The organism is Paenibacillus sp. FSL H8-0034, assembly GCF_038000305.1.
Lineage (GTDB): Bacteria > Bacillota > Bacilli > Paenibacillales > NBRC-103111 > Paenibacillus_S.
This window is the reverse complement of record NZ_JBBOBS010000001.1, coordinates 516,408-540,624: the sequence shown is the minus strand read 5'-3', so window position 1 is coordinate 540,624 and position 24,217 is coordinate 516,408. Positions and strand designations below refer to the sequence as shown.

The window sequence follows — 24,217 nt, the reverse complement described above, 5'->3', positions numbered from 1 at the left end:
TAGTTTTCGATAGAAAACTTACTTCGTAAGCATCTACTGAGTGGTGTGCTTAAATGATGTGTTATTCGATTACGGCTTGAGCCGCTTGAGCTTGTTGAACCTGCTGATCCTTTCGTTCCAGAGCGCGGCTCCACCCTGTCAGAAGCATAGCTGCAAAAACCATCACTCCGCCTATCCATGCTGTATGGATGAGTCCTATAGAATCTGCGATCATACCGCCCAGGAAGGAACCGAGGGCAATTCCGACATTAAACGCGGCGATATTGATAGCAGAAGCCACATCAACCGCACTCGGTACAAAACGTTGAGCCAGCGTCACGACATACACCTGAAGTCCCGGCACGTTCATAAAAGCGAACAGTCCCATCACAAAAAGCGTAATTAAACCCGCTACCTTAAAGGGAGCCGTGAACGTCAGGATTACAAGCACTACTGCCTGTACAAGAAACATATAAAATAACGCCTGAATCGGATTGCGGTTAGCCAGCTTGCCGCCAATCGTGTTCCCAATAGCTATCGCAATACCATAGACCAACAAAATAATCGCAACCGTTTTTGCCTGAAAACCGGTTATCTCTTGCAGCAATGGAGACAGATAGGTAAACACTACAAATGTTCCACCATAACCAAGTGCCGTAATAATAAAGACAAGCAGCAACCGACCATTCGTAACCAGCTTGACCTGATCACGCAAGGTAGTACGCGCGCTTTTTCTAATATCCGACGGAACCAGAATACTGTTGGCCACCAACGCTATAATGCCAATGACAACAATAATGAGGAAGGCAAAGCGCCAGCCAAATTGTTGTCCGATGAACGTTCCAAAGGGAACCCCTGTCACCGTCGCTACAGTAAGCCCAGTGAACATAATCGCGATCGCGCTGGCTCTGCGGTTTTCCGGTACCAAATCAGCAGCAATAGTAGCGCCAATCGACATAAAAATACCATGGGCCAACGCGGATACGACACGTGCTGAGAGTAACACACCAATACTGGTAGCACTGACCGCAATGCCATTACCTATAATAAAAACGACCATAATCCATAACAATAACGATTTACGTGACATACTAGAGGTGAGAGCCGTTAATACCGGTGCCCCAAAGGTGACCCCTAACGCATATATCGAAACGGTTAAACCTGCGGTTGTCATAGATACCTGTAAATCTTCGGCTATGAGTGGCAGCAAGCCAACACTAATAAATTCGGTGGTTCCAATCGCAAATGCACTGACCGCCAAAGCCAGCAGCGCTAGTGTGCTTCTTCTTTTATCCAGGACCATTTCATAACCCCCTATTCTTGTTTGATGTTGTGGTAACGAGTCGACAAATGTTATTATGATCTATATAGGCAATAATTAAAAGTACGTACTTTTAAGTTCTATAGGATCCAATAAGTACTATAGGCACTTTTTAGTACCTATAAATAAGGAGGATCACCATGCTGAAAAAAAAATATAATATATCAGTCGAAGCGACCTTGGAAGTCATAGGTGGGAAATGGAAGTGCGTCATTCTGTGCCATCTAACTCATGGTAAAAAGCGCACCAGTGAATTGAAACGCCTGATGCCCGAAATTACACAAAAAATGCTCACCCAGCAGTTACGGGAGCTGGAGGATGATGGGGTCATTACGCGAATTATTTATCATCAAATTCCGCCAAAGGTTGAATATGAGCTGAGTGAATATGGATGGAGTCTGGACAGTATATTAAGCGCACTGTGCAATTGGGGAGACATTCATATTACAAAGGTTTACGGGGATAAATCGGCTGTATTGGAGGATAATATATTAAATAAATAACAACTCCATTGAAAATAGAAAACAAAAAACCACTCCATCATTTCATGGCGTGGTTATCGTTATATAGTTTGTAGAATGATTATTGCGTTCTCCGGGAACGTTTCATTATGTACACAACAGCACCAATTACAATCAGTATGCTCACTATAATGGTAACTATTGAGGCTGTCCATGACGAATTCGGGTTCGTCCCATCCGCTGCCCCTGTTTCCCCAACATGACCTGATGGGGAAGAAGTATCTGGCGCTGTTGGTGTTTCTCCTTTTGGCGGGACCGGAGTCACAGATCCAGATGCCCCTTCCGAGGCCGAAGGCTGAACGGGCGGTGTCACCCCTACACCACTCGGGACAGGCTGTGGAGACGTTTCCTTAGTAACCGGCACATTCAGACCATTCACATAGCTGCTGACACCCTTGATACCTTCGATCATGCTTCCTTTTGCCGCCATCGGTTTATATTGAAGATCAATAATCCCCTGCGCATTACCTGCTTCCGTGCTCGATACTGCCTTTGCCATCTGTTCATTATCATAAACCAGCTGGGCCGTGCCAGGCTTGTCAGTGACAACAAGCAGCAGTTGGTTGGCTCCCAGCTTCCATGTGTTATACACATCATTGCCGAATTGCTGAATCGCTTCGTCATTCAAACCTTTTGCTGTAACAACAACCAGCTCAAAGCTTTGGCCCTGCAAGGCTTCACGCAATTGTTTGACCTGTTCGACAGTAAACAGTCCGGCAGGGTCTGTCACCGCTCCCGAGCGTTCGGGCACATCGGCTGCATACACCGTATGGATGGATGAATTGAAAATAAAGACGAGCAGCAGCAGCACCAACAGTTGAATTGTTCTCATTCGGATTCCCTCCCCCATGGATTGCACAGCTTGAAATGTCTGTATATCCATTATTACCACAAATGGGATGCACACAAACAACAGCCCCACCCTTCATGCTGGCAGGGCTGTTGTTCGTACTGCTCGTACTGCTTTTCTGCTTCGTTATTCACCAACTACAGCTGCTGAATCACAGCGCCTTGCTGCAATGCCTCTTGACCTGTTCGATGCAAAGCATCAATCAGCTCGATTTGAAAAGCTCCCGGACGATCCGCACCGGACACGGCGACTGCTGCTTCTGCAGCAACTCCATAATAGGCCAGCGCTGCTGCTGAGGCCAGAACCAGATCCAGCTCAACCGCGGCAAAGGCGCCAATAATCGAGCTTAACAGGCAGCCTGTGCCTGTCACCTTCGTTAGCAGCGGTGTGCCATTGCTCACCTTATAGCTGGTCTCTCCATCACTAACATAATCGTCCTTGCCAGTCACAACAACGACACAGCCCAGAGTACGAGCCGCATGGACAGCAAGCTCGGCCGCATTCCCGTTGTCCGTACCTGCCGCATCTACACCCTTGATCGTCGATGCCTCTCCGATCACATTAGCGACTTCTGCCGCATTACCTCTGAGTACGGAGACCTTCAGCTCCTTCATAATCAGCCGCGCGGATTCCGTACGGTAAGGTGTCGCTCCAGCTCCCACCGGGTCGAAAACTATCGGAACCTGATGCGTATTCGCTGATTTGCCAGCAATGAGCATAGCACGAATCACCCTTTTATCCAATGTGCCCATATTTAACACAAGTGCTCCTGCGATCTTGGCCATATCCGCCACTTCCTGCTTGGCATAGGCCATAACCGGAGAAGCTCCAAGAGCCAACAGCCCATTGGCGGTAAAATTGGTGACAACCACATTCGTAATATTGTGAACAAGCGGATTGTTTGCCCTCACCTTGTCCAAAACTTCAATGACCTGCTCGATATGAATGCTCAATTCCCTGTTCCTCCTTGATCGATGTGTAGGTTTATGGCAATGGCTACTATCTTTTGGACCTGCTTAGCTTCATACCCAGTATAACAGCCAGCAGCACGGATACGGCAATAATAATCATATTAAATGCTGCTTTGGTCTGGAACCATGATGAATTCGCTTGCCCTTCACGAGCTGCCTCAGGGGCTTCGGTCTGTACCGCCAGCTTGGCAAGAGTCGGATTTTCCTGCTCAATCTGTGTTCGGAAGCTGGCGATATCATAGCTTGGCTTACCTGCGACGCTATTTCCATATACCAACTGGTACGTTCGTCCCTCTTGGCGCTCGAATACCAGCTTATCAATCACATAGTCCACCTTCAAGCCGGTGAGCTGGATTGGCGCATTATCCTGATTATTGATTTTGATCGTTAATACTGGACTCGTGATCGGTACAGCCCCGACGATCATCGTATTTTGCAGCTGTACATCCTTGAAGTCAAGACGATAAAGCTCCCGCTTTCCCTCGATGGAAACATCCTGCCCAGCTGCCGTCTGTGCCGTATAGGAACGTCGAAAGCTTCCTTGCGCTTCCAGCTGTACCTTCGTAATCCGCAGCCGGTTATCGTTGCGAACCTGCAATAAGGTCTGTCCCTGTTCCTGCTTCGTGTCATAGGGGAGTGAGGTGGTCTTGGCAAATTCCTGCCAGCTCGATGCACGCGTACGATGTATCAGCTGCAGCTGCGGGAATGCCAGATTTTCCACATTATCGATAATCTTTACACGATAGTAAGTGAACTTCACCGTCTTGTCGAGCACCACTGTATGTTTCTCCAATTGCTCGGTCCGATACACATAATCTTTGTGCAGCAGCTCCCACTGATTGCCGTCGTAGCTGCCGTAAAGCTCCAGATGCTTGAGAAAGGCTTGCTCGGGCAAGCTCAGTATTACCCCATTGCCTTGTATATCCTTGGTTGCATCTATCGGGGAAATTCGAAAATCGATCAAGGTGTCGTTATTCTTCTTGACCGTATCGATCACATTCGATGTATAGACAACCTGTGTATCCACAGCCTTGGCAGCGCCACTGTCCACATAATAAGGGACGAATTGTCCCTTATCATCCATAATCCGCAGATCGCCCAGATCCTCACGTGCGCCTTTATACACTTCGTCATCCAGAAACAGTGCCCCATATTTATCGCTCCCCTGCAGCTCAATCGGTTTCGCATACCGCCAATTGCTAGGGTTGGCGGCTTCCGCGGCGAACCCGGTGCTGCTGAGGCAGAGCAGCAGGCTGACCGCCAAAGTCGTGATGACCATCCCTCTTAGGAGACTACTCTTTGGGAGCCAGCTGTGATGGATTGTGATCATTAGGCGGCACCTCCAGCTTACTCGATACCTTTTGATAGCCATAGGAAATACCCAGCAGTACAAGACCGAAGCAGAAGTAGCCTACCATTTTGCCGCCGGACGACATGAAGCTGAGATCGTAGAAGACCAGTTTGGCAGTTGCAAACAGCGTCAACCCGAGGCCAAGCCTACGAATATATACATATTTGTAGCGGAATCCATATACGATATAGCTGATAGCCAGCAGCAGGTACAGAAAGCTGAACATCAGGCTGATGTCGCCTAAACGAAGCTGGACGTCAAGGAACGCGGTCGTAATCCCGAGCAAATATACACCGAGTATGACTGGATACAGCTCCGAATTGGTATACGTGCGGCGAAGTGCGGCAAGCAGAAAATCGCGTGCACTGAAAAATACAAGCACATGAAACCCGATTAACAATACCAAGGCAAAATAATCGGCTGCCGTATTATCCATATAGCTTGGCTGCAGCACAGGTTCCCTTATTGTAATAACCAGACACAGGATGTACCCGATCATGTATAGAAACCAGCTGAAATATTTGACGATCCTATCATAAAGCACAGCCGTTCGACTCAGCCCGTAAGCTAGGCCTATCGTGATCATCGCCGCCATAAGCAGCTCGTAAAAGTCATATTGAACCCATCTATAGGGCACCCAATGCTCATACAGCTTATTGCTCTCGATCAACAGGAATACCCACAGATTGGCGAGCGTGAAATATTTAAAGCCTGTTAAACCATGACGGACGATAGGATGCGCCGACCGCAAAGATTCTTGAGGGTTGCTTTGCCCACGATGGATACCAACTGCATAGAACAGCATAACCAGCAGCATCCCGACCATCACAGAGCTGTATTTGATATCAAAATACCGCCCTTTGGACAGCAGTACTTCTAGCAGCGCCGCATCCCACAAGTAAAAGGAACCCAGACACAGCAGGAATATACCCCAGCCCGCTCCCTCCAGCTTATTCAAACCGTTAATGCGGCCGAACATAATCAGAATGACACCCTCGATAAGCCAGCCCATCGCCAGCCACTGAACACCCAGCTGAAACGGAATCATCAGGACAGCGAACGTTAGCGAGGTCGCATAAAACAGCATCATCGTCGCTTTTTCCTGCTGCATGACCTTCTCGATAAATCGGCCCAAGCCAATGTAGATCAAGCAGAAGATCAGCGCAAGCAAGCCCATGTAATCCTGCAATCCAGCTCTGACCATCAGGCCATACAGAATGCCACAGCTGATTAATGTATTAAGCGCCAGCAGACATACGTCTCCGATCGACAGCTTTGCTTGATATCGAAACGGATAAGCCAAGGTAACACCCACGTACATTGCAAAGGTCAGCACGGAGTAGAGCATGCCTACAGCTTCACTTGGTGCGAACAGCACCAGAGCGATCATGGAGGGGGTATTAAACGCAAAGCTGATATAGCTGATAATCGTCCACCGCTTACGAAATGAGACCAGCAGTATAACGAGATTCAGCAGGAACAAATAACCCATCGCGGCATAGATGGCGTTCCCTTCCAAACCAATCGCTCCAGCGTAAGAAAACAGCGGTAAAAAGCCGCCAACCAGACCCAATGCGCATACCGTTTGCGACTGATAACGCAGCGATAAGAGCACGGCCGTTAAGGAAACGAGCACAGACAGCGTTAATCCGGCGTAAAGATCTATAATATGAAGTAAAAAATAGCTGTAGAAGATCGAGCCATACAAAATCGAAATCCCGCCGCCCAGCAATCCGAGCGCAAACGTTTGCTTTTGCTTGCGAAACAGCCATTCTCCACCTACCAGCAGCAGCGCTCCCAGCAGGAAAAATACACTGCCCTTCATATAGTCATTAAACCAGGTGGAATAGGTGTATCGAAAAGCAGCGCCCACTCCGAGAATAATTAACAAAATACCGAGCTTATTGATCCAGTTCAAGCCAATTTTCATTTCAAACTGGTTCTGCTTGATTCGCTTCTGCATCACCTCTTCGCTGACCCCTTCAGCCTCCAGGCGGTCAAATCCGCCCTTAACGTCTTGATGCCGCTGCCGCTCCTGCTCAGCCAGCCACTCACGATGGGCAGCGATTTGCTCATTAAGCTCGTTGGAAAGCAACACAATTCTGTTGAGGATTTCCTGTTTCTCCTCACCCAGCTCTGTGTTGGCCTTTTGCATCAATTGGTCGACATTTTTCTTGGCCTCGGCTTCAAAGGCTGCCAACCGATTCATATGAGCATGATCGGCACCAGCGAAATAAGTATTGAGCTTTTCACGGGACACTTTGATCAGGTTCAGCTTTTCATCCAGCATTTGCTCGTTCAGGGAAACCCGCAGTTTGGCATTTTCTTCATCCTTATGCCTGTACTTCTCCTGCAGCTCAGATAATCGGCTTTTGTAATCCTCGTATTGCTGACGAAGCATCTGGTTTTCATGAATCAAATCATGAGACTCGTATTCATTGATTAAAGCCTGATACTCCTTCATCAACGCAGCCTGGTTATCTTTGATCGAAACCATCCGATCTTTAAATTCGTCCATGAATTCCCCTCCGTTTCTCAGTGATATTCGATTGATTTCCATTTTACTACAATAGATCCATAAAAAAAGTACTAACTTCATCTAGTACCCTTCGCAACACAGCTCTATGAGCTCTTACCCTAGTAGATCGATCGTATAACAATAAATAAAAAAACGCTGATGCTCGCAGATATTCTGTCATATAGATACAAATATTTTGATGAAATACGGGTAAGAATAAACTACTTCTTGTTTTCAATTTGCAGGCATTTCCATTGTAAAGGAGATATGATGTTGACCACTACAAACCCCAATCGTAAATCTTTTCCGCAATTTGCGACACTATATTCCATTATCGCGGCCATAGGCGGATTCCTGTTTGGATACGACACAGCTGTTATTTCTGGCGCGATTGGCTTCATTAAAGAGCGGTTCGATTTACATGCAGGTATGCTGGGATGGATGGTTTCGAGTTTAATCGTGGGGGCTGCTGTAGGCGCAGCCTTATCAGGCGTATTAAGCGATACATTCGGGCGTAAAAAAATACTGATGCTGTCCGCCTTCCTGTTTGTAGTCGGTTCGATCGGCTCTGCACTCCCGAACAGCGTCACCGGATTGATTATAGCCCGAATAATAGGAGGGCTGGGCGTTGGTATGGCTTCCACATTGTCTCCGTTGTATATTGCAGAAATCGCACCAGCCAGAAACCGTGGACGTCTGGTGTCGATTTACCAATTCGCCGTTGTTACAGGCATATTCGTGACGTTTTTTATTAATGCGACTATTGCGGGACTTGGTGATGAAGCGTGGGATATTGCTTATGGCTGGCGTTGGATGCTTGGTTTTGGCATTGCTCCGGGCGTGATTTATTTGCTTCTTCTACTGCTAATACCGGAAACACCTCGCTGGCTGATGAAACAAAAGCAGGAAGTTCGCGCACTGGAGGTCCTTGAACGTATGAATGGCAAGGAAGCGGCAAAATCGGACCTCCAGGAAATTCTGAACTTGAAGGACAACGATTCAGCATCACTCAGGGAGTTGTTTCGCCCTGCACTTCGGATACCACTATTGGTGGGAGTCGTTCTGGCCATTCTTCAACAGATTACCGGAATTAATGCGATCATGTACTATGCTCCGGAAATTTTCAAGCAAATGGGTGCCGGAACGGATACCGCTCTAAGCCAAACGGTGTGGGTGGGCATTGTTAATTTTGTGTTTACCTTGATTGCACTCTGGCTCATTGATAAAGTCGGACGGAGGCTGCTGCTGCTCATCGGCTCCATTTCCATGACGATCTGTTTGTTTATAGTCGGTTATGGCTTTCATTCCAATACTTTGCCTGGGTACCTGATTTTATTGTTCATTCTTCTGTACGTCGCCTCTTTTGCCATTTCGTTGGGCCCGGTCGTATGGGTCATGATTTCGGAAATTTTCCCTACTCGAATCAGAGGGCGCGCTACAGCCGTCGCATCCCTATGCTTATGGGTGGCTGATTATCTTGTTTCCCAAACCTTTCCCTCTCTTATCGAAGGTATCGGAACATCCGCAACATTTTGGATGTTTGCTGTGATTTCATTATTAGGGGTCATCTTCTGTGCTAAAGTCGTTCCCGAAACGAAAGGTAAATCTCTTGAACAAATTGAACGCCTGTGGAAAAGCAAATCATAAGAAAACCTCTATCGAGGCCTTTCAAAGATGAGCGACCGCGGTTCAGAGGTAGGTTTTCTTGAAACATAAGAATCCTTCAGCTCCGCTGAAAACTTATAAATTCTTATGTTATAAGAAAAGAGCAGCCTGTCCTGCCAAGCTGTGAACTGTAGCTTTGCATTCAGGCTGCTCTATGATAATTTAGTGTAACGCAGGTAATTGTCAGGAGGACTCACTATGAATGAGAAGATCAAGCAAGCGCTAGCTGCCGTTATTAGAAACTGGAACTCGATGGCTGGGTCGGATAGTGAGGAAGCCGAGTCAACGGCAGATCAATTCCAAGCTTCTTTTTATGTATGGATCGAGACTGTCCGTGATTGGGTTGATGAGCTGGAGCAGCGGCCCCAAACGCTTGAGGAAGCTATGGGATTACCTGTTGTGAAGGAAATCCTCGAAGTGCTGCCTGATCCGCTGCTGCTCAATTTTGAAACCGAACTAGAGTTCATCCTGGAGAACACAAGCCGCGTTGACGACGAGAAATACGACTAGCACGCAAAAGGACCGTCTCCTAGATGTACATACCGCCATCAACTTTAATAATTTCACCGGTGACAAAATGAGAGTGCGCGATGACCGCATACACCACGTCAGCCACGTCCTCAGGAGCGGCAACTCTGCCCAGTGGTGTTCCTTCACCCAAGCGCTTCACATGCTCCTCCTGACCTTCGACCCATCTTGTCTGCACAATGCCAGGCGCTATGCTATTCACACGCACTTCAGGTGCCATCACACGTGCCAATGATTTGGTCACACTGTTGGCCGCTGCTTTGGAAGCCGCATACGCAATCGAGCTGCCAAGCCCAGTAAGCCCTGCAACCGATGTGATATTGATGATACAGCCTCTGTTCTTCTTTAACTCAGCCGATGCAGCACGTGAGCAGAAAAACATCCCCTTCACATTAACATCCATCACCCGATCCCAATACTCTTCCTTGAGACCTTCCAGATCATCATGGCTGACAAAATCCGTCACTCCGGCATTATTCACCAATATGTCCAGTCTCCCGAAAGCATCGATCGTGGCCTGTACCATCTGTCTCACCAGCGAATCATCCGATACGGTACCTTTAAATAACAGGCATTTTACGCCCAGCGCTTCAATTTCCTGCCGGGTTTCTTCGGCTTCCTTGTCCGATTTGGAATAATTGACCGTTATATGGACACCCTCTCTGGCAAGACGAAGTGCGACGGCTTTACCTATTCCTGTTGCAGAGCCTGTAATTAATGCTGCTTGATTCTTCATTATTTTATCTCCTTTATTGTGATTGTGCCTATAGGTTCAACAAGTCCATTAGCCTTTGCTTTTCTCTGTAAAGTCGCCAGCACCACTCCACCCACAATGAGCAGCGCACCGACGACCTGGACGATAGACACCGCAGTGCCAAGGAGCAGGAATCCCACAAGCATTGCGACAAACGGTTGTAAATTTAAAAACACCGATGCCTTACCCGCCCCTACCCGAGTTAACTGGATATTCCAAATGACCGAGCAAACACCCTGCATCACAATGCCTGTAGCAAACAACAGCACCCACGCCCACAGATGCGGACTCACCTGATGAAGCGGTTCCTTGATCAATGCTACCGGTATGACCAGGCTCGAGCCGATAACCGTCGAATACACGGTAGCGGTAAATGCACCCATTCGTTCCGTCAGCTTACGCATAATAATGACAGACACGGAGAAGGTGAACATCGCTATAAAAACGTACAGCATCCCAATGGAAATCTGAAGACCATCTGATCTGCCTACCACGAAAAAAATACCAGTAATCGCGATCACAGAGCCCACCAGCATTTGCTTGGTAATCAATTCCTTCAAAAAGATTCTTGCCAATAAAGCAATCGTCAGCGGAGCCAACGATAAAATCAACGAAGCTGTCGTCGCATCAACAGTTTGAAGACCGGTAAAAAACGCCGTTTGGTTGAGCAGTGTTCCGAAAATAGCGAGCGGAACCAGCAGCTTCCAATCCCGAAGGGACAGCTTACCCAGCTTCCGTGTACCCCAAGCATAGCTGAGCAAGCAAATCGAGGTCGCTGTTAATCGAAAAGCCGACAGCAGCAGCGGAGGGAACTCATGAACCAGCATCGAGCCAAATACGAAGTTACTGCCCCAACAGATCACACACAAAATCAGCAGTACATAGGACTGTATCATGCAAAAAGCGCCTCGTTCCTTCATCTTGAATGGATGTCATTCTCTTGGCTTCATTACAGCTGTGTAAGCGCATTCCGGACAGCGAGAATATACTTGGATTGATCGAGTGGGTTAACCCCTCTTCGTTGCCGTTCCACCTCTACCTCCGGCGGACAATCCTGATAACCTGCAAAAAACACGGATAACGTCCCTCGCCCCTTGGTCAGTGAGCCAAGCCGTGAAGGAAAATCGAGCGATGTCGCAACAGGAAGTATGCCTTCTATGTCCATCCGTCCATTCCGCAGCACGGGTGTATCAAACTGACCGCGCATCAGCACAAGCTCATTCATCAGCTTGCCACCGTATTCCTCCGGTGTGGACAAGCGAAACCGCAGCATCGGCTCCAGCAGCTTCGTGCCGGTGTTGGCTAATCCGTCCATAATCCCCATCGGGGTCGCAATAACAAAATCCAGCGGATGCGTATGCCATACATGATGCTCGCCTTCGATCAGCGTGATGATTAAATCGGTGACCTCCCATCCCCTCAGCCCTTGCTCCAGAGCAATCGGCACCCGCCGTGCCACTTCATTCTGATACCGTTCCAGCAGATGCTCATTTCTGACTATCGAGCTGTACCGCAGCCCACTACCTCTGGCTCCAGGCTCGATCCGAAATCGCAAAATGGCCCAACAGGGCTTAGGCATCGTATAAGCCATAAAACCTTCCCCCGCATGTACGGGTGTTTCTTTATAGATCACCGAAGGTTCGCCCAAGGTGACAACGAGTCCGAACCGGCTGATTAGCAGATGTGTAATAATCTCCATCTGAATCCGTCCCATAACCTTGAGATGCAGCTCCCGCTCATCCTGCAGCCACTGCAGATCCAACAGCGGATCTTCATCAGCCAGCTCCTGCATCGCAGCTACGACTGCCGGATATTCGGCTTCATTGCGCCAATGCACCTGCACAGTGAGCAGTGGAACCGCCAACCGCTGCTCTCCCGGCACGCCCTTCGGAGAACCTATAATGTCGCCGATTCTTGCCCGACTCCAGCCGTATACAGAAGCGATATCGCCAGCCTGCAAAATCCCTGTATCTATCGTCTTCTGTCCCTCTACTTTACGAATCTGTGTAACTTTTTCCTCAATGCCAAGCGTATGATTAGGCACTGTATCGCGATTGCGGATCACCCCGTTATAGAGGCGCACGTGAGCGATACGTCCCATCGTCGCGTCCTTTTCCAGCTTGAAGACGATTCCGGAAAGCTCGGCTTCATTGGCACCGGCAGGAGCTGGCAGCAGATGCACCATCCTGTCCATCAGCTGTGCTACACCCATGCCCCGATTCGAAGCCCCGAAGCATATAGGCACACAATGCGAACGCTGTACCGAATCAAGGAGGACAGGCAGCAGCTCTGCGGTACGCACATCCTCCGTATCCATATACTGCATCATCAATGTATCATCCTGCTCAGCTGCATACTCGACAAGCAGCTTCCTGTAAGGGTCTGCCCATGCCTCATATTCGGTCCTGCTCACATCCAGCAGATCAACCGGACCGACAAAGGTATCCTCAACTCCATCTGGAGCTTGAATCGGTACTGCACCGGGAGTGAGCAGACGTCGAATTTGCTCCATAACAGCGAACGGATCTGCACCTACCCGATCCATTTTGTTTATATATATGATCGTAGGCATCCGCATTTCACGCAGAGCCTGCCAAATAACCTCCGTCTGCGACTGCACACCCTCCACGGCTGAAATAATCAAAACCGCACCATCCATCACACGCAGTGACCGTTCAACCTCAGATAGAAAATCGACATGTCCTGGCGTATCCACCAGATTGATCGAAACTCCCTGCCAGGATAAGCGTGTAACAGAAGCCCTCACAGAAATCCCCCGCTCCCGCTCCACATCCAGCGAATCGGTCTGTGCCGTTCCTGTATCTACACTGCCCAGCGTGCGAATGCGGCCGCTCTGATACAGCATCTGCTCCGTCGTCGTCGTTTTCCCTGCATCCACATGAGCGAATATCCCAATATTACGTCTTTCCTCTTGTTCCTCACACATAGATATTTGGCTCCTTAACAGCTTTGATTTCATTTTAGCGCAATTGGGCCAAAGTTGCATGACTTATTCGGAACGCCACCTGCTGCATCCACATACTCTTAATTCATAGAGAGCTGTGGCGTGGAGTCCAATAATTATCAGCTCACAAGCGCTTTCGCCCAAAACCAATAGCCGATGGAGTTGACCAAATGTCCAGTGCAACCCGGAATCAGCGGCGCAGCCGCACGAAGATCGATGTGCTCATCCCTGCCATTGATAAGGATTTAGCGACGCTGCCTTACGTTATTGACAGTGTAAGAAAATATGTGATGCATCCGATCGGGAAAATCATGATTGTATCCCCGGACAGCGAACGGATCAAAAGCCTCTGCGCACGGAAAAATTGTACCTTTGTTCATGAAAATACCGTCCTGCCAATAACCAAAAAAAATATCCATTACAGCTCTCGTAAATGGGACCGCTCCGGCTGGCTGTTCCAGCAGCTGTTAAAGTTCGGAGGCAGTTCGAAGGTTTCCCAAAAATTTTATCTCGTTATCGACGCAGACACCGTGCTTATACGTCCACATTTGTTCAGATCAGGCGGTAAACAAATATTTTATTGCCGTAACTGGAGTCAGCCTGAATACTTTAATACGTATCGAAAGCTGCTGGGGAAGCGTGCACCGAGACCGTCCTCCTTCGTCACCCACTATATGCTGTTTGAAAAAGCGAAGCTGGCCCGACTCAAAAAGAAGATCGCCGCCCGACACAACACCAGCTGGCATTCCGCGATCATCCGCAGTATTAATAAATCCAAGCAGTTTGGTTTTTCCGAATTCGAGACATACGGGAATTTTCTGTATGCCGGCTCCCCCAAGCGTGTCATTCTGAAAAAAGCACTGAACAAGAGCTTAAGCATGAATCCGGCGGGAATTCCCCAAAAACGAATCAAGAAACTGGCAAGAACCTATCGGTCTATCTCCTTTCACAAGCGGAAGTGTTATACGAAAAAATCGAAGCGGTAACGTCAAGCTGGCTGGCCTGTAATCATGAACACATGGCCCGGAGCATCATCTCTTCATGAGTGTAACCTTGCTGTTTCGTATCTACAGAGTCTGATACACACAGGAAGGCACTCAGGCTACCCATAGAGGGTAATCCAAGTGCCTTCCTTCGTCATCCACCGTGCCATTGATATTTTCTAAGACAGCCACGTAAAAAAAGAGATCACCTCCCTTCAACAACAGGGCATGATCTCCTTGAATCAAGGTATGTCTATGTGATAATGCTAAATTTCTGTAGAGGAGCCGCGTGTAGAATTGACTCAGCGTTACATAGTTCCTGCCAATTCCGATGATTCACTACGGTTCGTTGTAGATCACTCTCGATGCAAGTACACCATGCGATAACACTAAGGGTTCCATTTAAACCAGCCTCCTGTTGATAAACTATTTATTGGAAATAATTGTAAGGACAACATAAATAGCGATAACTACAAGAACCACGGTAGAGCATACTGATACTAACAGTAAAAATGTACGTGTTTTGTCTTTGCTTAATTTGTTGAAATCAAGCATTGGTTTCTTTTTCAATGCGCAGCCCACCTCATTATTCGGCGAGTGGCTTTTCTATGTCACTCGCTTTTTTTCGTTCGTCTTGTAAACGACCAGAATCGCACTTCTTTGGTGCTCTACACCAGAAAGTGTTGATTTGATGACCGAACCGTAACATACGTTAATCAATTGATCATCTTTTAAACCGGCCAAAAACTCATTCGCTTTGTTCTCGGCATAAGAGTTATCCGTATCGAGAAATTCTTTAACTTGGATCATTGCAGCAGCTCCTTTTCAAATGGTTTTACAGCCATGCAGCACAAGAAGTGACTCCATGACGCGCACCCCTGTATTCGGTTACATTTAATGTAAGAGGGGTGTGAAAAGACAATGAGGCATTCCGCAATACTTGCGGAATGCCTTCACTTTAAGCTATCTTAGCACCCTACGGGGCGGCTGTCAAACTAAGTTATTGAATGTAGAAATAAATAATTGTTCTTTTACAAAAAGGAATCGATTGGATTTACATATAATACTTGGTATACTGTTCTCAAGGTCTCCATAAGGGAGACCTCTATTTATATGGGAGGGATTTGTGTGAAAATGGATTGTAACCATCCAAGAGAGTTCGTGAGTCGTGAAGGAGGCGAGATCTACTATGAACCGTAGTCCGCTGCTCGTTGGTTCACGATTGCAGTTGATCAATCAGCTTGTTTATTTTGATGAAGAAAAGATCAATTTCTTGAATCATTATTTCCCGGAAAACAATCACAAGCGCAGTGCGTTTGAGCGGATATTATCAGATTATACTTCAACTCTCGAAAAAATCGTTGCTGATCTTAACGAAGACCGTCTAAACTCCGTTGCATTGATCGGAAGCCGCTTGGAACTGCGGTATGTAAACGATGATTGGATCGAATCCTTCACCATTGTTTTCCCCCAACATGCTGATCCTAACCACAACCTGATCTCGTTTTTGTCTCCCATGGGGATTCAATTACTCATGTCTCAAATCAATGAGACGTATCAGCTGGCCATACCCTCCGGGGTCATTTCGGTAAAAGTCGAAGGTATCAAGTATGTGAACAGTGGTGACATCAGTTAAATAAAAGACACAACCAATCAGGCAGCCTTGCTATACCAGAAGGCTGCTTTACCCTTTTGTCAGGCCTGTGCCACAAGAGGAAATCGCAGAAAGTTTGGCAATGATAAACGAGCTGAATTTGACCGAATGAAAAGTGTCGTGTCCGACTCAATAAGGGAAGGCGTAGCTACAACCCGGATATCGCTAAATTGCGGCGTAAAATGAAAGTGGACGCTGCTGATCTCCGTGCTAACGACCGCGGCCAGCAAAGCTGTCAGTTCAACCTGCTCTTTACTGATCACATCGAATAGATGCAGTTCCTTGCCTTCATATTGTGCGATGACTAGGGTTTGCGTATCCTCAATCAGATCCCAGCCGGACATCTGTATAAAATCAGTTAGTTTTGTGAAGATGTTACCATGGTATCTACAAAAATGCGATACAGCCATACACAAACAGAAAGTCCCTATTTTACCATTTTCCCCTTTCTTACGAAGATCAAGAAAAAGAAAATGGCTTGTAGGGCCTTTTTTATGCCTCTGGACTGGTTTTGATTGCAGACATCTGAACAAAACCTCTTACTTTGTGAAGATTTGAAAGGAGCTGCTTGCCGCGCAGATTCTTTGTTAAAGATTAAACTAATATGTAAATGACATGCCCCAAATCTGTTCATCTTTGGGTACATGATAGGGTTTTCTGACTATTAAGCATGATTTGTGCACTATTATATATTAAATTACCACATACATCATACCCGTCTATAAGTATTGGCGTGGTAATAGTTTTAGTATAATTTGGGTCTGTAAAATAAAACGTGTAACCTCTTAAAACAACGAAACATGGGCATACAAAATAAATGTTTTCTCATCAGCTTTAAAGACGAATCCTAATGATTTATGGTATGCGTTTAAAGCTTCTGATGTAGCTAGAACAGGATCAGCAGAGGTATCTCCGAAATTTTCCTGAATGTATGCTAAAGTCTTCAAACTATACGCTTCCATCTTACTCATTGAAATCGAGATTTAATTGACGAACTTCGTATTTATTTCCGTTAATCGGTAATAACCAGCCGTTCAAATCAGCGAGGACTATCCAATTGTTGGCGAATCGATATTCGCTCTGACCACATTTCGGGCACGAGCCATACTTATATCCTTTTACCTTCCATAGTTCAGCATCATGAGCATAGCTGCAATTTGCACACCATAGCAATTGTATAGCGAACGCCTCCTCCGAGTGAACTTATACCCTTCTATGATATCACAAATTAAGGAACATATGTTTGTTTTTGTTATTTTCAAATTAGGTGTCACAGCAGCCATAACAATATCAAGGGCGCAGTGCCGAGCGTAAAGAAAGCTGTCACAATCATCGCTACACTGGAGATAGAACCGGAGACCACACTGAATTCGAACGCTTTGGAGGTACCTGCCGTATGTGCGCTTGTCCCGAAAAGCACACCACGAGCAATATCATGCTCAATCCGGCATAGCCGGATGATTAGTGGCCCCACCATCATGCCAAACAAGCCAGTCATCAGGACGAATATCGCCGTGATTGCCGGTGTACCACCCAGCATCTCCGTCATAGCCATCGCAATAGGTGTCGTCGTGGAGCGTAGAGCGAGACTGTCGATAATTTGATTCTGAAGATGCAGCTCCTTGGCCAGCCACACCGAGGATATAATAGCCAGGCTCGAACCAAAGCAGACACTTACCATAATCGTTAGCGCATGTTTTTTAAGTATCGCTAAATGCTTGTACAGCGGTACCGCCATGGCAACTGTCGCCGGTCCGATCATCTCGCTCAGCCATTCCGTTCCGATATGATACGTTTCGTAAGGAACCCCTGTGAGCAGCAGCACAATCATAACAACAGTCGGTGTGAGCAGGATCGGTGATAAATACACTTTGGGAACAGCGCGATACAGCCGTTTGGACAACCCGTATACAGCTATCGTTATGATCAGACATCCTAGCGCCAGTATAAGCATCATGGGTTTCTCCTCTTGTCCTTGACCATCCATTGTGCCAGGAAGCCTGCCCCTGCCATAACCGTTATGGAGCTAACCAGCATAACGAGCAGAATCCGCAATCCGCTGGACATGATCAGATCTTTATATTGAATCAGACTGACGGCAGGTGGAATGAAAAAAAGCAGCATCTCTGCCAACAGCCAGCTCGCGCCAGCATCAATCCACTCCAGCTTGATCAGCTTCGTTTGCAACCCAATAAAAACGACCACAATCCCCAAAATACTGCCGGGAATCGGCCAATGCATCAGCACCACCAGTTGGTTCATAGCTAGTGAAACCAGCATAAAAAAACCAATCTGAAGCACACTTTTCAGGAGTTTGTTCATTGTGAATCCATCCTTTCATCAAAGTGCTGTGAATAGGTCTCGCTTCACCGCACTTATAAAGTGTACTTCAACATCTATCATTGGTAAAATGAATGTATTGAATGCCTATCATTCCATTTATCTATAGTCAGGAGGTACACCGATGGATATCAGGCAGCTGCAGTATGTGCTGGAACTGGCTCGGTACAACAGCTTCACCAAAGCCGCCCAGGCACTGCATATTACACAACCCACATTGAGCAAGATGATCAAAAGTCTGGAGGAGGAGCTCGGCCTGACCCTCTTTTCCCGAGTCGGCAAGAGCGTCGAATTAACAGATGCGGGGCAAGCGATACTCTCCCAGGCGCAGCATATCGTAAGCTCGTTCAAAAACCTGACATCGGAGCTGAGTGACCTGACGAATTTACATAAAGGTCATATTCGTATCGGACTGCCGCCTATGGTCGGGTCGAGCTTTTTCCCTCAAGTGATGAGCCGTTTTCGCGAGCTTTACCCGGGCGTGACGATAGAAATGGTCGAAGAGGGCTCCAAGAAGCTGCAGATTGAAATTGCTAACGGCCATCTCGATATGGGTGTTGTGCTGCTGCCGACGAACGAGGAGCTGTTCGACTCCCACTTGATTATTCGGGAAAATTTAAAGCTGATCGTCCATCCCTCCCATCGGCTCGCGCAGCGCAGTGAGGTTGCTCTCTCGGAACTGTCCAAGGAAACATTTATCCTTTTCCATCAGGACTTTGCCCTGCATGATCAGATCATCGCTGAATGTGTCCGCAGTGGCTTCCACCCTCATGTGCTGTATGAAAGCTCGCAGTGGGATTTTATTCATGAAATGACCGCGGCCAATCTCGGTATTGCCTTGCTGCCAGAAACCATCTGCAAAAGGCTTGACCCTGCCCACGTCAAAGCGATTCCCTTGATTGGGCCCTCCATTCCTTGGCATTTGGTGATGATTTGGCGCAAAAACAGCTACCTCTCTTTAGCCGCACGGGAATGGATTCGATTCACCCAAAGTCTTTTTTAATTGCCATTCATAGAAGAAGTTCGATTCCTTGGATATATCGTGTTTATCTGAACAACCGGATGGGTAATCTCTTAAAAGATCGATCTATCGATATGTACGTAGCTTAGGGAGGAAAACTGGATGGAACGCAATCACACAATGATGCAATTTTTTGAGTGGCACCTGGCATCCGACGGAAACCATTGGAACAACCTGGCCAAGCTGGCCCCGGAATTAAAGGAAAGAGGGATCGATTCCGTATGGATTCCACCCGTTACCAAAGGCCAATCGGTCGAGGATACGGGATACAGCGTGTATGATTTATACGATCTGGGGGAATTTGACCAAAAGGGTACAGTCCGTACCAAATACGGGTCAAAAGCAGAGCTTGAAGCAGCGATCAAAACCTGTCAGGAGCACGGTGTTGCCGTATACGTCGATCTCGTGATGAACCATAAAGCCGGTGCTGACGAAAAGGAAGTTTTTAAGGTAATTCAGGTGGACGACGATAACCGGACTGAGGAAATTTCCCAGCCCTTTGATATCGAAGGTTGGACCAAATTTACGTTTCCTGGCCGCGGCAATCAATATTCCGATTTTAAATGGACCTTCGAGCATTTTAATGGTACCGACTTTGATGCCAAGCAAAATAAAAGTGGAATTTTCCGAATTCTCGGTGAAAATAAAAAGTGGAACGAGCATGTGGACGATGCCTACGGAAATTATGATTATTTAATGTTTGCGAATATTGACTATAACCACGCGAAGGTCAAGGAGGAAATGATCAAGTGGGGCCAATGGCTGGCCAATACGCTGCAATGCAACGGATTCCGGCTCGATGCGATCAAACATATTAGTCACGAGTTTATTAAGGATTTTGTGACCCAAATCATGAAGGCTCGCGGTGATGACTTTTACATAGTGGGTGAATTCTGGAATTCGGATCCTGGCGCATGTCAGGAATTTTTGGACACGGTAGATTGCAAGCTATCCTTATTTGATGTATGTCTCCATTATAATTTTAATGAAGCTGCACAAGCAGGCAAGGCTTTTAATCTGACGACGATTTTTAAAAACTCCTTAGTGGCCACGCATCCACAAAATTCAGTGACTTTCGTCGATAACCATGACTCACAGCCAGGTCAGGCGCTGGAATCGTGGGTGGGTGACTGGTTTAAGCAAAGCGCTTACGCGATCATCCTGCTTCGTAAAGACGGTTATCCGTGTGTTTTTTACGGTGATTATTATGGCATTGGCGGTGAACCCTCGATTGCAAGCAAACAAGCCGCCATCGATCCCCTGCTGTATGCACGCTACCATAAAGCGTATGGCGACCAGGAGGACTACTTCGATCATCCGAATACTATTGGCTGGGTACGCCGGGGTGTGCCGGATATTGAGCGCTCAGGCTGTGCTGTGGTCATCTCCAACGGGGACAACGGCGAGAAACGAATGTGCGTTGGACCGGAGCGTGCGGGTCAAGTATGGATTGACTTCACCAACACGCGGAATGATAAAATCACGATCGGAACGGATGGGTTTGCCAGCTTTCCGGTGAATGGAGGCAGTGTCTCGGTATGGGCGCTTGCTGACGAGGGTTGATCCATGGGCTGCAGCCCATATGCAAAAGGCACCCGATGGGTGCCTTTCGTTCCTATCTATAAGCGTTATAAGAGCAATAAGGGCTGTATGATTTACATTTCCTCTACTACTTTTCGACTGACAGCCAGATGTTTAATGTCCTTGAAGGTGACAAACTTTTTATCCCGCTCATCCCAGATTCGGAAGCGAAGCAACTGCAGGCTTGTGCGCAGTGTAATTGTCTCGACATCCCGCAATACCGGATTCACATTGTGAACCTTTTCCAGATAGTAGTTTGGCACACGCGGACTCAAATGATGAATATGATGGAAGCCGATATTTCCGGTGATCCAATGCAGCACTTTGGGTAGATTATAGAAAGAGCTTCCTTGCATAGCCGCTTTTACGTAATCCCATTTGTCGTTATTTTCAAAGTAGGTTTCCTCGAACTGATGCTGAACGTAGAACATCCAGATGCCGGCTGTACCGGAAATCAGAAAGATCGGAACCTGTATGAGCAGGAATGCTTCCCAGCCCAGTGTCCAGCACAATAGAGCTGCCGAACCGAATATACCGATGTTGGTTATATAAGTGTTGATTCGTTCCTTCATGTTAATATTTCTACGGTTAAAGCGATAATCTATCAGAAAAATGTAAGTTGGACCGATACCAAGAATCACGAACGGATTGCGGTATATCCGATAAATGATCCGCTTCAATAACGAGGCAGCCAAATATTCATCCACGGTCATCGTCCAAATATCTCCCGTGCCCCGCTTATCCAGATTACCACTGGTCGCATGATGTACGGAGTGGGTGTGTCTCCATTGGCGAAAAGGAACACTGGTCAAGATCCCTGTTATCGTTCCGACTATCTCATTAGCAAGTTTATTTTTGAAGAACGATTTATGGCAGCAGTCATGAAAAATAATGAAAATCCGTACGAGAAAACCGCCTGCAACGATCGTTATCGGTAGGGTAAGAAAATAAGAAACCGATAAACTTAAATAGGCAAGATACCAAAGAATGAAAAAAGGAATAACGGTATTCAGGAGTTGCCACACACTGTGCTTGAGATGCGATCTTTCGTAGGGTGCGATGTCTTTGCGCCAGCTGCCTTGTTCCTTATGGAGCATTGTAATAAATCTTCCTCTCTTCGAATCCATGGTAGATATATGTGTACCTGTTGACGTATACGTAGAAGCTCAGGATTAGTTTCAACTTCTTATTTATAAAATCGAACAGCCGTACATTGCTGAAGCGCAATTCAATTGATAATGATTATCATTTTCAACTTGATTATACGCATTATGATTGGGGATTGCAAGCTTCAATCGTTGACTTTCCCATTTTGCCGCTTGTGATTTCAAGTTCTGTTGCTTTTCATTCCAATACCATGTGGGTAGTTAAAAGAGTTTCATCTTAGAGTGGCATATCGCCATCATAGAGGGGGACCTTCGGAGTTGGCATCTTATTAGTAAGCATCTTTAATTATAACCTAACTGCATATAAGCGCAATATACATTCCTCCAAAATTATTAGTCAGAACCTACTCCCCCAACCTCAAGAGTTCAATATTTGTCACATTTTGCTGAAGCTTGTCTTGGGTCTGTAATTATGGAAATCATCTGCCCGCATGCTTTAATTCTGCAGTTTTTCTGCGTTTTTCAAATAATCTGATTACCAAAATCAGTTGATTTGTTCCATGCATACATAACACGCTTTGTAAATAAATGTTGCCGCCGAACTCAAATTATGTGAAAATATATTCTGTAGACTTTGGAATACGAAATTACTCGATGAAGGTGGTTAGACCCTGTGATTACTGTTCAATCCACGAACGAAGCTGATGTAAGAGCACGCAATTATGTGCAAAGCGTCTTTGAAACTGTTGTAAGCCGCAACCCTAATGAGAGCGAATTTCATCAAGCGGTTAAAGAAATTCTCGAATCCCTCATTCCTGTCATCGCTAAGCATCCGAAATATATGGAACATGGTGTGCTCGAAAGAATCGTCGAGCCGGAACGCATGATTTCCTTCCGCGTACCTTGGGTAGATGACAAAGGTAAAGTGCAAGTAAACCGTGGCTTCCGCGTACAATTTAACAGTGCAATTGGACCTTTCAAAGGTGGACTGAGATTTCACCCCTCCGTTAATGCCAGCATTATCAAATTCCTCGGCTTTGAGCAAACCTTCAAAAACTCCTTGACCGGTCAGCCCATTGGTGGCGGTAAAGGCGGTTCCGACTTTGATCCCAAAGGTAAATCCGACGGCGAAGTTATGCGTTTTACCCAAAGCTTTATGACAGAGCTGAACAAATATATCGGACCTGACACTGACGTACCTGCGGGAGATATTGGTGTAGGCGGCCGGGAAATTGGCTTTCTGTTTGGACAATACAAACGGATTCGCGGCGGCAATGAAGCGGGCGTTCTTACTGGAAAAGGCCTTACTTATGGAGGCAGCCTGGCTCGTACAGAAGCTACCGGATATGGTGCGGTATACTTTGTTAATGAAATGTTGAACTCCAAGGGCTTAAGCTTTGAAGATAGCACAGTTGTCGTTTCAGGTTCCGGTAACGTAGCGATTTATGCAATCCAAAAAGCTACGCAATTAGGCGCCAAGGTTGTAGCTTGCAGCGATTCCAATGGATATATCTACGATAAGGACGGCATTAAGCTTGATACCGTTCGCAGATTGAAAGAAGTCGAAAGAAAGCGTATCTCCGACTATGTACTGGAGCACCCAACAGCTTCTTACTTTGAAGGCTGTCAAAATATTTGGTCCATCGCGTGTGATATCGCACTTCCTTCTGCTACGCAAAATGAAATTGACGAAGCAGCGGCGAAATTGATGGTTGCCAACGGTGTTAAAGCGATTGGTGAAGGTGCCAATATGCCTTGTACACTTGAAGCGATCGACGTATTCCTGGAAAATGATGTGCTGTTCGGACCTGCTAAAGCGGCCAATGCTGGCGGCGTAGCGGTATCTGCACTGGAAATGGCGCAAAACAGCATGAGATATTCATGGAGCTTCCACGAAGTGGATGACAAGCTTCATATGATCATGAAAAACATTTACAAAAATTCCGTAGAAGCATCTGAAGAATACGGATATCCCGGCAACCTCGTTGTTGGTGCTAATATCGCCGGATTCATTAAAGTTGCAGACACAATGATTGCACAAGGTATTATTTAATTCATATCGCCTGCAGTTGCTGCACCTACCAAACAAGGACAAACCCATAGCGGTTG

At 46.8% G+C, this 24,217-nt stretch carries 22 protein-coding genes; 8 read left to right on the top strand and 14 right to left on the bottom strand.

The window, feature by feature from the left end:
* Positions 1 to 61: 61 nt before the first annotated feature.
* Positions 62 to 1,282: an MFS transporter gene (locus NST47_RS02495; protein WP_341153804.1), complete on the bottom strand. Its 1,221-nt coding sequence runs from the start codon at positions 1,280 to 1,282 to the stop codon at positions 62 to 64.
* A gap of 158 nt (positions 1,283 to 1,440) precedes the next feature.
* Here NST47_RS02495 and NST47_RS02490 point away from each other — a divergent pair, with 158 nt between their 5' ends.
* A complete protein-coding gene (locus tag NST47_RS02490; RefSeq protein WP_341153803.1) occupies positions 1,441 to 1,803 on the top strand; it encodes a winged helix-turn-helix transcriptional regulator in 363 nt (120 codons plus the stop codon).
* Between the two features lie 79 nt (positions 1,804 to 1,882).
* On the opposite strand, the gene NST47_RS02485 is transcribed toward NST47_RS02490, so the two are convergent.
* From NST47_RS02485 to NST47_RS02470, 4 genes are all read right to left on the bottom strand, one after another.
* Entirely contained in the window at positions 1,883 to 2,653 is a 771-nt protein-coding gene (locus NST47_RS02485) for a TPM domain-containing protein (RefSeq protein ID WP_341153802.1), read from the bottom strand.
* 155 nt (positions 2,654 to 2,808) lie between these two features.
* The gene (gene thiM / locus NST47_RS02480) at positions 2,809 to 3,618 is read right to left on the bottom strand and encodes a hydroxyethylthiazole kinase (protein WP_341159589.1); all 810 of its coding nucleotides are present in this window, start codon (positions 3,616 to 3,618) and stop codon (positions 2,809 to 2,811) included.
* A 52-nt stretch (positions 3,619 to 3,670) separates the two neighbouring features.
* On the bottom strand, positions 3,671 to 4,972 hold the full coding sequence (locus NST47_RS02475; RefSeq protein ID WP_341153801.1) for a hypothetical protein: 1,302 nt from the start codon (positions 4,970 to 4,972) through the stop codon (positions 3,671 to 3,673).
* Complete coding sequence (locus NST47_RS02470; protein WP_341153800.1) at positions 4,935 to 7,511, bottom strand: DUF2339 domain-containing protein; 2,577 nt, start codon at positions 7,509 to 7,511, stop codon at positions 4,935 to 4,937. Before NST47_RS02470 ends, NST47_RS02475 begins: the two co-directional genes overlap by 38 nt.
* Before the next feature lie 270 nt (positions 7,512 to 7,781).
* On the opposite strand from NST47_RS02470, the gene NST47_RS02465 reads away from it, so the two are divergent.
* Positions 7,782 to 9,158: a sugar porter family MFS transporter gene (locus tag NST47_RS02465; protein ID WP_341153799.1), complete on the top strand. Its 1,377-nt coding sequence runs from the start codon at positions 7,782 to 7,784 to the stop codon at positions 9,156 to 9,158.
* Positions 9,159 to 9,374: 216 nt separating this feature from the next.
* Positions 9,375 to 9,686, top strand: coding sequence for a hypothetical protein (locus NST47_RS02460; protein ID WP_341153798.1), 312 nt, complete (start codon positions 9,375 to 9,377; stop codon positions 9,684 to 9,686).
* Positions 9,687 to 9,705: 19 nt separating this feature from the next.
* Here NST47_RS02460 and NST47_RS02455 read toward each other — a convergent pair whose 3' ends face one another.
* From NST47_RS02455 to NST47_RS02445, 3 genes are read right to left on the bottom strand one after another with little or no spacing between them, the layout of a single operon-like run.
* Positions 9,706 to 10,440 (bottom strand): SDR family NAD(P)-dependent oxidoreductase, encoded by a 735-nt coding sequence (locus NST47_RS02455; RefSeq protein ID WP_341153797.1) that lies wholly within the window; start codon positions 10,438 to 10,440, stop codon positions 9,706 to 9,708.
* Positions 10,440 to 11,354 carry a DMT family transporter gene (locus NST47_RS02450; protein WP_341153796.1) on the bottom strand — a complete coding sequence of 305 codons (915 nt, stop codon included), beginning with the start codon at positions 11,352 to 11,354 and terminating at the stop codon, positions 10,440 to 10,442. The genes NST47_RS02455 and NST47_RS02450 overlap by 1 nt, the downstream gene beginning before the upstream one ends.
* A gap of 53 nt (positions 11,355 to 11,407) precedes the next feature.
* The gene (locus tag NST47_RS02445) at positions 11,408 to 13,405 is read right to left on the bottom strand and encodes a translation factor GTPase family protein (RefSeq protein WP_341153795.1); all 1,998 of its coding nucleotides are present in this window, start codon (positions 13,403 to 13,405) and stop codon (positions 11,408 to 11,410) included.
* 188 nt (positions 13,406 to 13,593) lie between these two features.
* Between NST47_RS02445 and NST47_RS02440 the strand changes: the two genes are divergently transcribed.
* Positions 13,594 to 14,409: a DUF6492 family protein gene (locus NST47_RS02440; protein ID WP_341153794.1), complete on the top strand. Its 816-nt coding sequence runs from the start codon at positions 13,594 to 13,596 to the stop codon at positions 14,407 to 14,409.
* 603 nt (positions 14,410 to 15,012) lie between these two features.
* Here NST47_RS02440 and NST47_RS02435 read toward each other — a convergent pair.
* Complete coding sequence (locus tag NST47_RS02435; protein WP_076235850.1) at positions 15,013 to 15,216, bottom strand: sporulation protein Cse60; 204 nt, start codon at positions 15,214 to 15,216, stop codon at positions 15,013 to 15,015.
* 379 nt (positions 15,217 to 15,595) lie between these two features.
* Between NST47_RS02435 and NST47_RS02430 the strand changes: the two genes are divergently transcribed.
* Positions 15,596 to 16,042 carry a GreA/GreB family elongation factor gene (locus tag NST47_RS02430; RefSeq protein WP_341153793.1) on the top strand — a complete coding sequence of 149 codons (447 nt, stop codon included), beginning with the start codon at positions 15,596 to 15,598 and terminating at the stop codon, positions 16,040 to 16,042.
* A 59-nt stretch (positions 16,043 to 16,101) separates the two neighbouring features.
* Here NST47_RS02430 and NST47_RS02425 read toward each other — a convergent pair whose 3' ends face one another.
* From NST47_RS02425 to NST47_RS02410, 4 genes are all read right to left on the bottom strand, one after another.
* Positions 16,102 to 16,470, bottom strand: a complete 369-nt coding sequence (locus NST47_RS02425) for a hypothetical protein (RefSeq protein WP_341153792.1) — start codon at positions 16,468 to 16,470, stop codon at positions 16,102 to 16,104.
* Between the two features lie 375 nt (positions 16,471 to 16,845).
* A complete protein-coding gene (locus NST47_RS02420; protein ID WP_341153791.1) occupies positions 16,846 to 17,031 on the bottom strand; it encodes a hypothetical protein in 186 nt (61 codons plus the stop codon).
* A gap of 299 nt (positions 17,032 to 17,330) precedes the next feature.
* Positions 17,331 to 18,014, bottom strand: coding sequence for an LrgB family protein (locus tag NST47_RS02415; RefSeq protein ID WP_341159588.1), 684 nt, complete (start codon positions 18,012 to 18,014; stop codon positions 17,331 to 17,333).
* The gene (locus NST47_RS02410; RefSeq protein WP_341153790.1) at positions 18,014 to 18,382 is read right to left on the bottom strand and encodes a CidA/LrgA family protein; all 369 of its coding nucleotides are present in this window, start codon (positions 18,380 to 18,382) and stop codon (positions 18,014 to 18,016) included. Before NST47_RS02410 ends, NST47_RS02415 begins: the two co-directional genes overlap by 1 nt.
* Positions 18,383 to 18,524: 142 nt before the next feature.
* Here NST47_RS02410 and cidR point away from each other — a divergent pair, with 142 nt between their 5' ends.
* Entirely contained in the window at positions 18,525 to 19,403 is an 879-nt protein-coding gene (cidR, locus tag NST47_RS02405; protein ID WP_341153789.1) for a cidABC operon transcriptional activator CidR, read from the top strand.
* A gap of 120 nt (positions 19,404 to 19,523) precedes the next feature.
* Positions 19,524 to 20,984 (top strand): alpha-amylase, encoded by a 1,461-nt coding sequence (locus NST47_RS02400; protein WP_341153788.1) that lies wholly within the window; start codon positions 19,524 to 19,526, stop codon positions 20,982 to 20,984.
* Positions 20,985 to 21,076: 92 nt separating this feature from the next.
* On the opposite strand, the gene NST47_RS02395 is transcribed toward NST47_RS02400, so the two are convergent.
* The gene (locus NST47_RS02395) at positions 21,077 to 22,099 is read right to left on the bottom strand and encodes a fatty acid desaturase (protein ID WP_341153787.1); all 1,023 of its coding nucleotides are present in this window, start codon (positions 22,097 to 22,099) and stop codon (positions 21,077 to 21,079) included.
* 685 nt (positions 22,100 to 22,784) lie between these two features.
* On the opposite strand from NST47_RS02395, the gene gdhA reads away from it, so the two are divergent.
* Positions 22,785 to 24,161 (top strand): NADP-specific glutamate dehydrogenase, encoded by a 1,377-nt coding sequence (gdhA, locus tag NST47_RS02390; protein WP_445667439.1) that lies wholly within the window; start codon positions 22,785 to 22,787, stop codon positions 24,159 to 24,161.
* Positions 24,162 to 24,217: the final 56 nt, after the last annotated feature.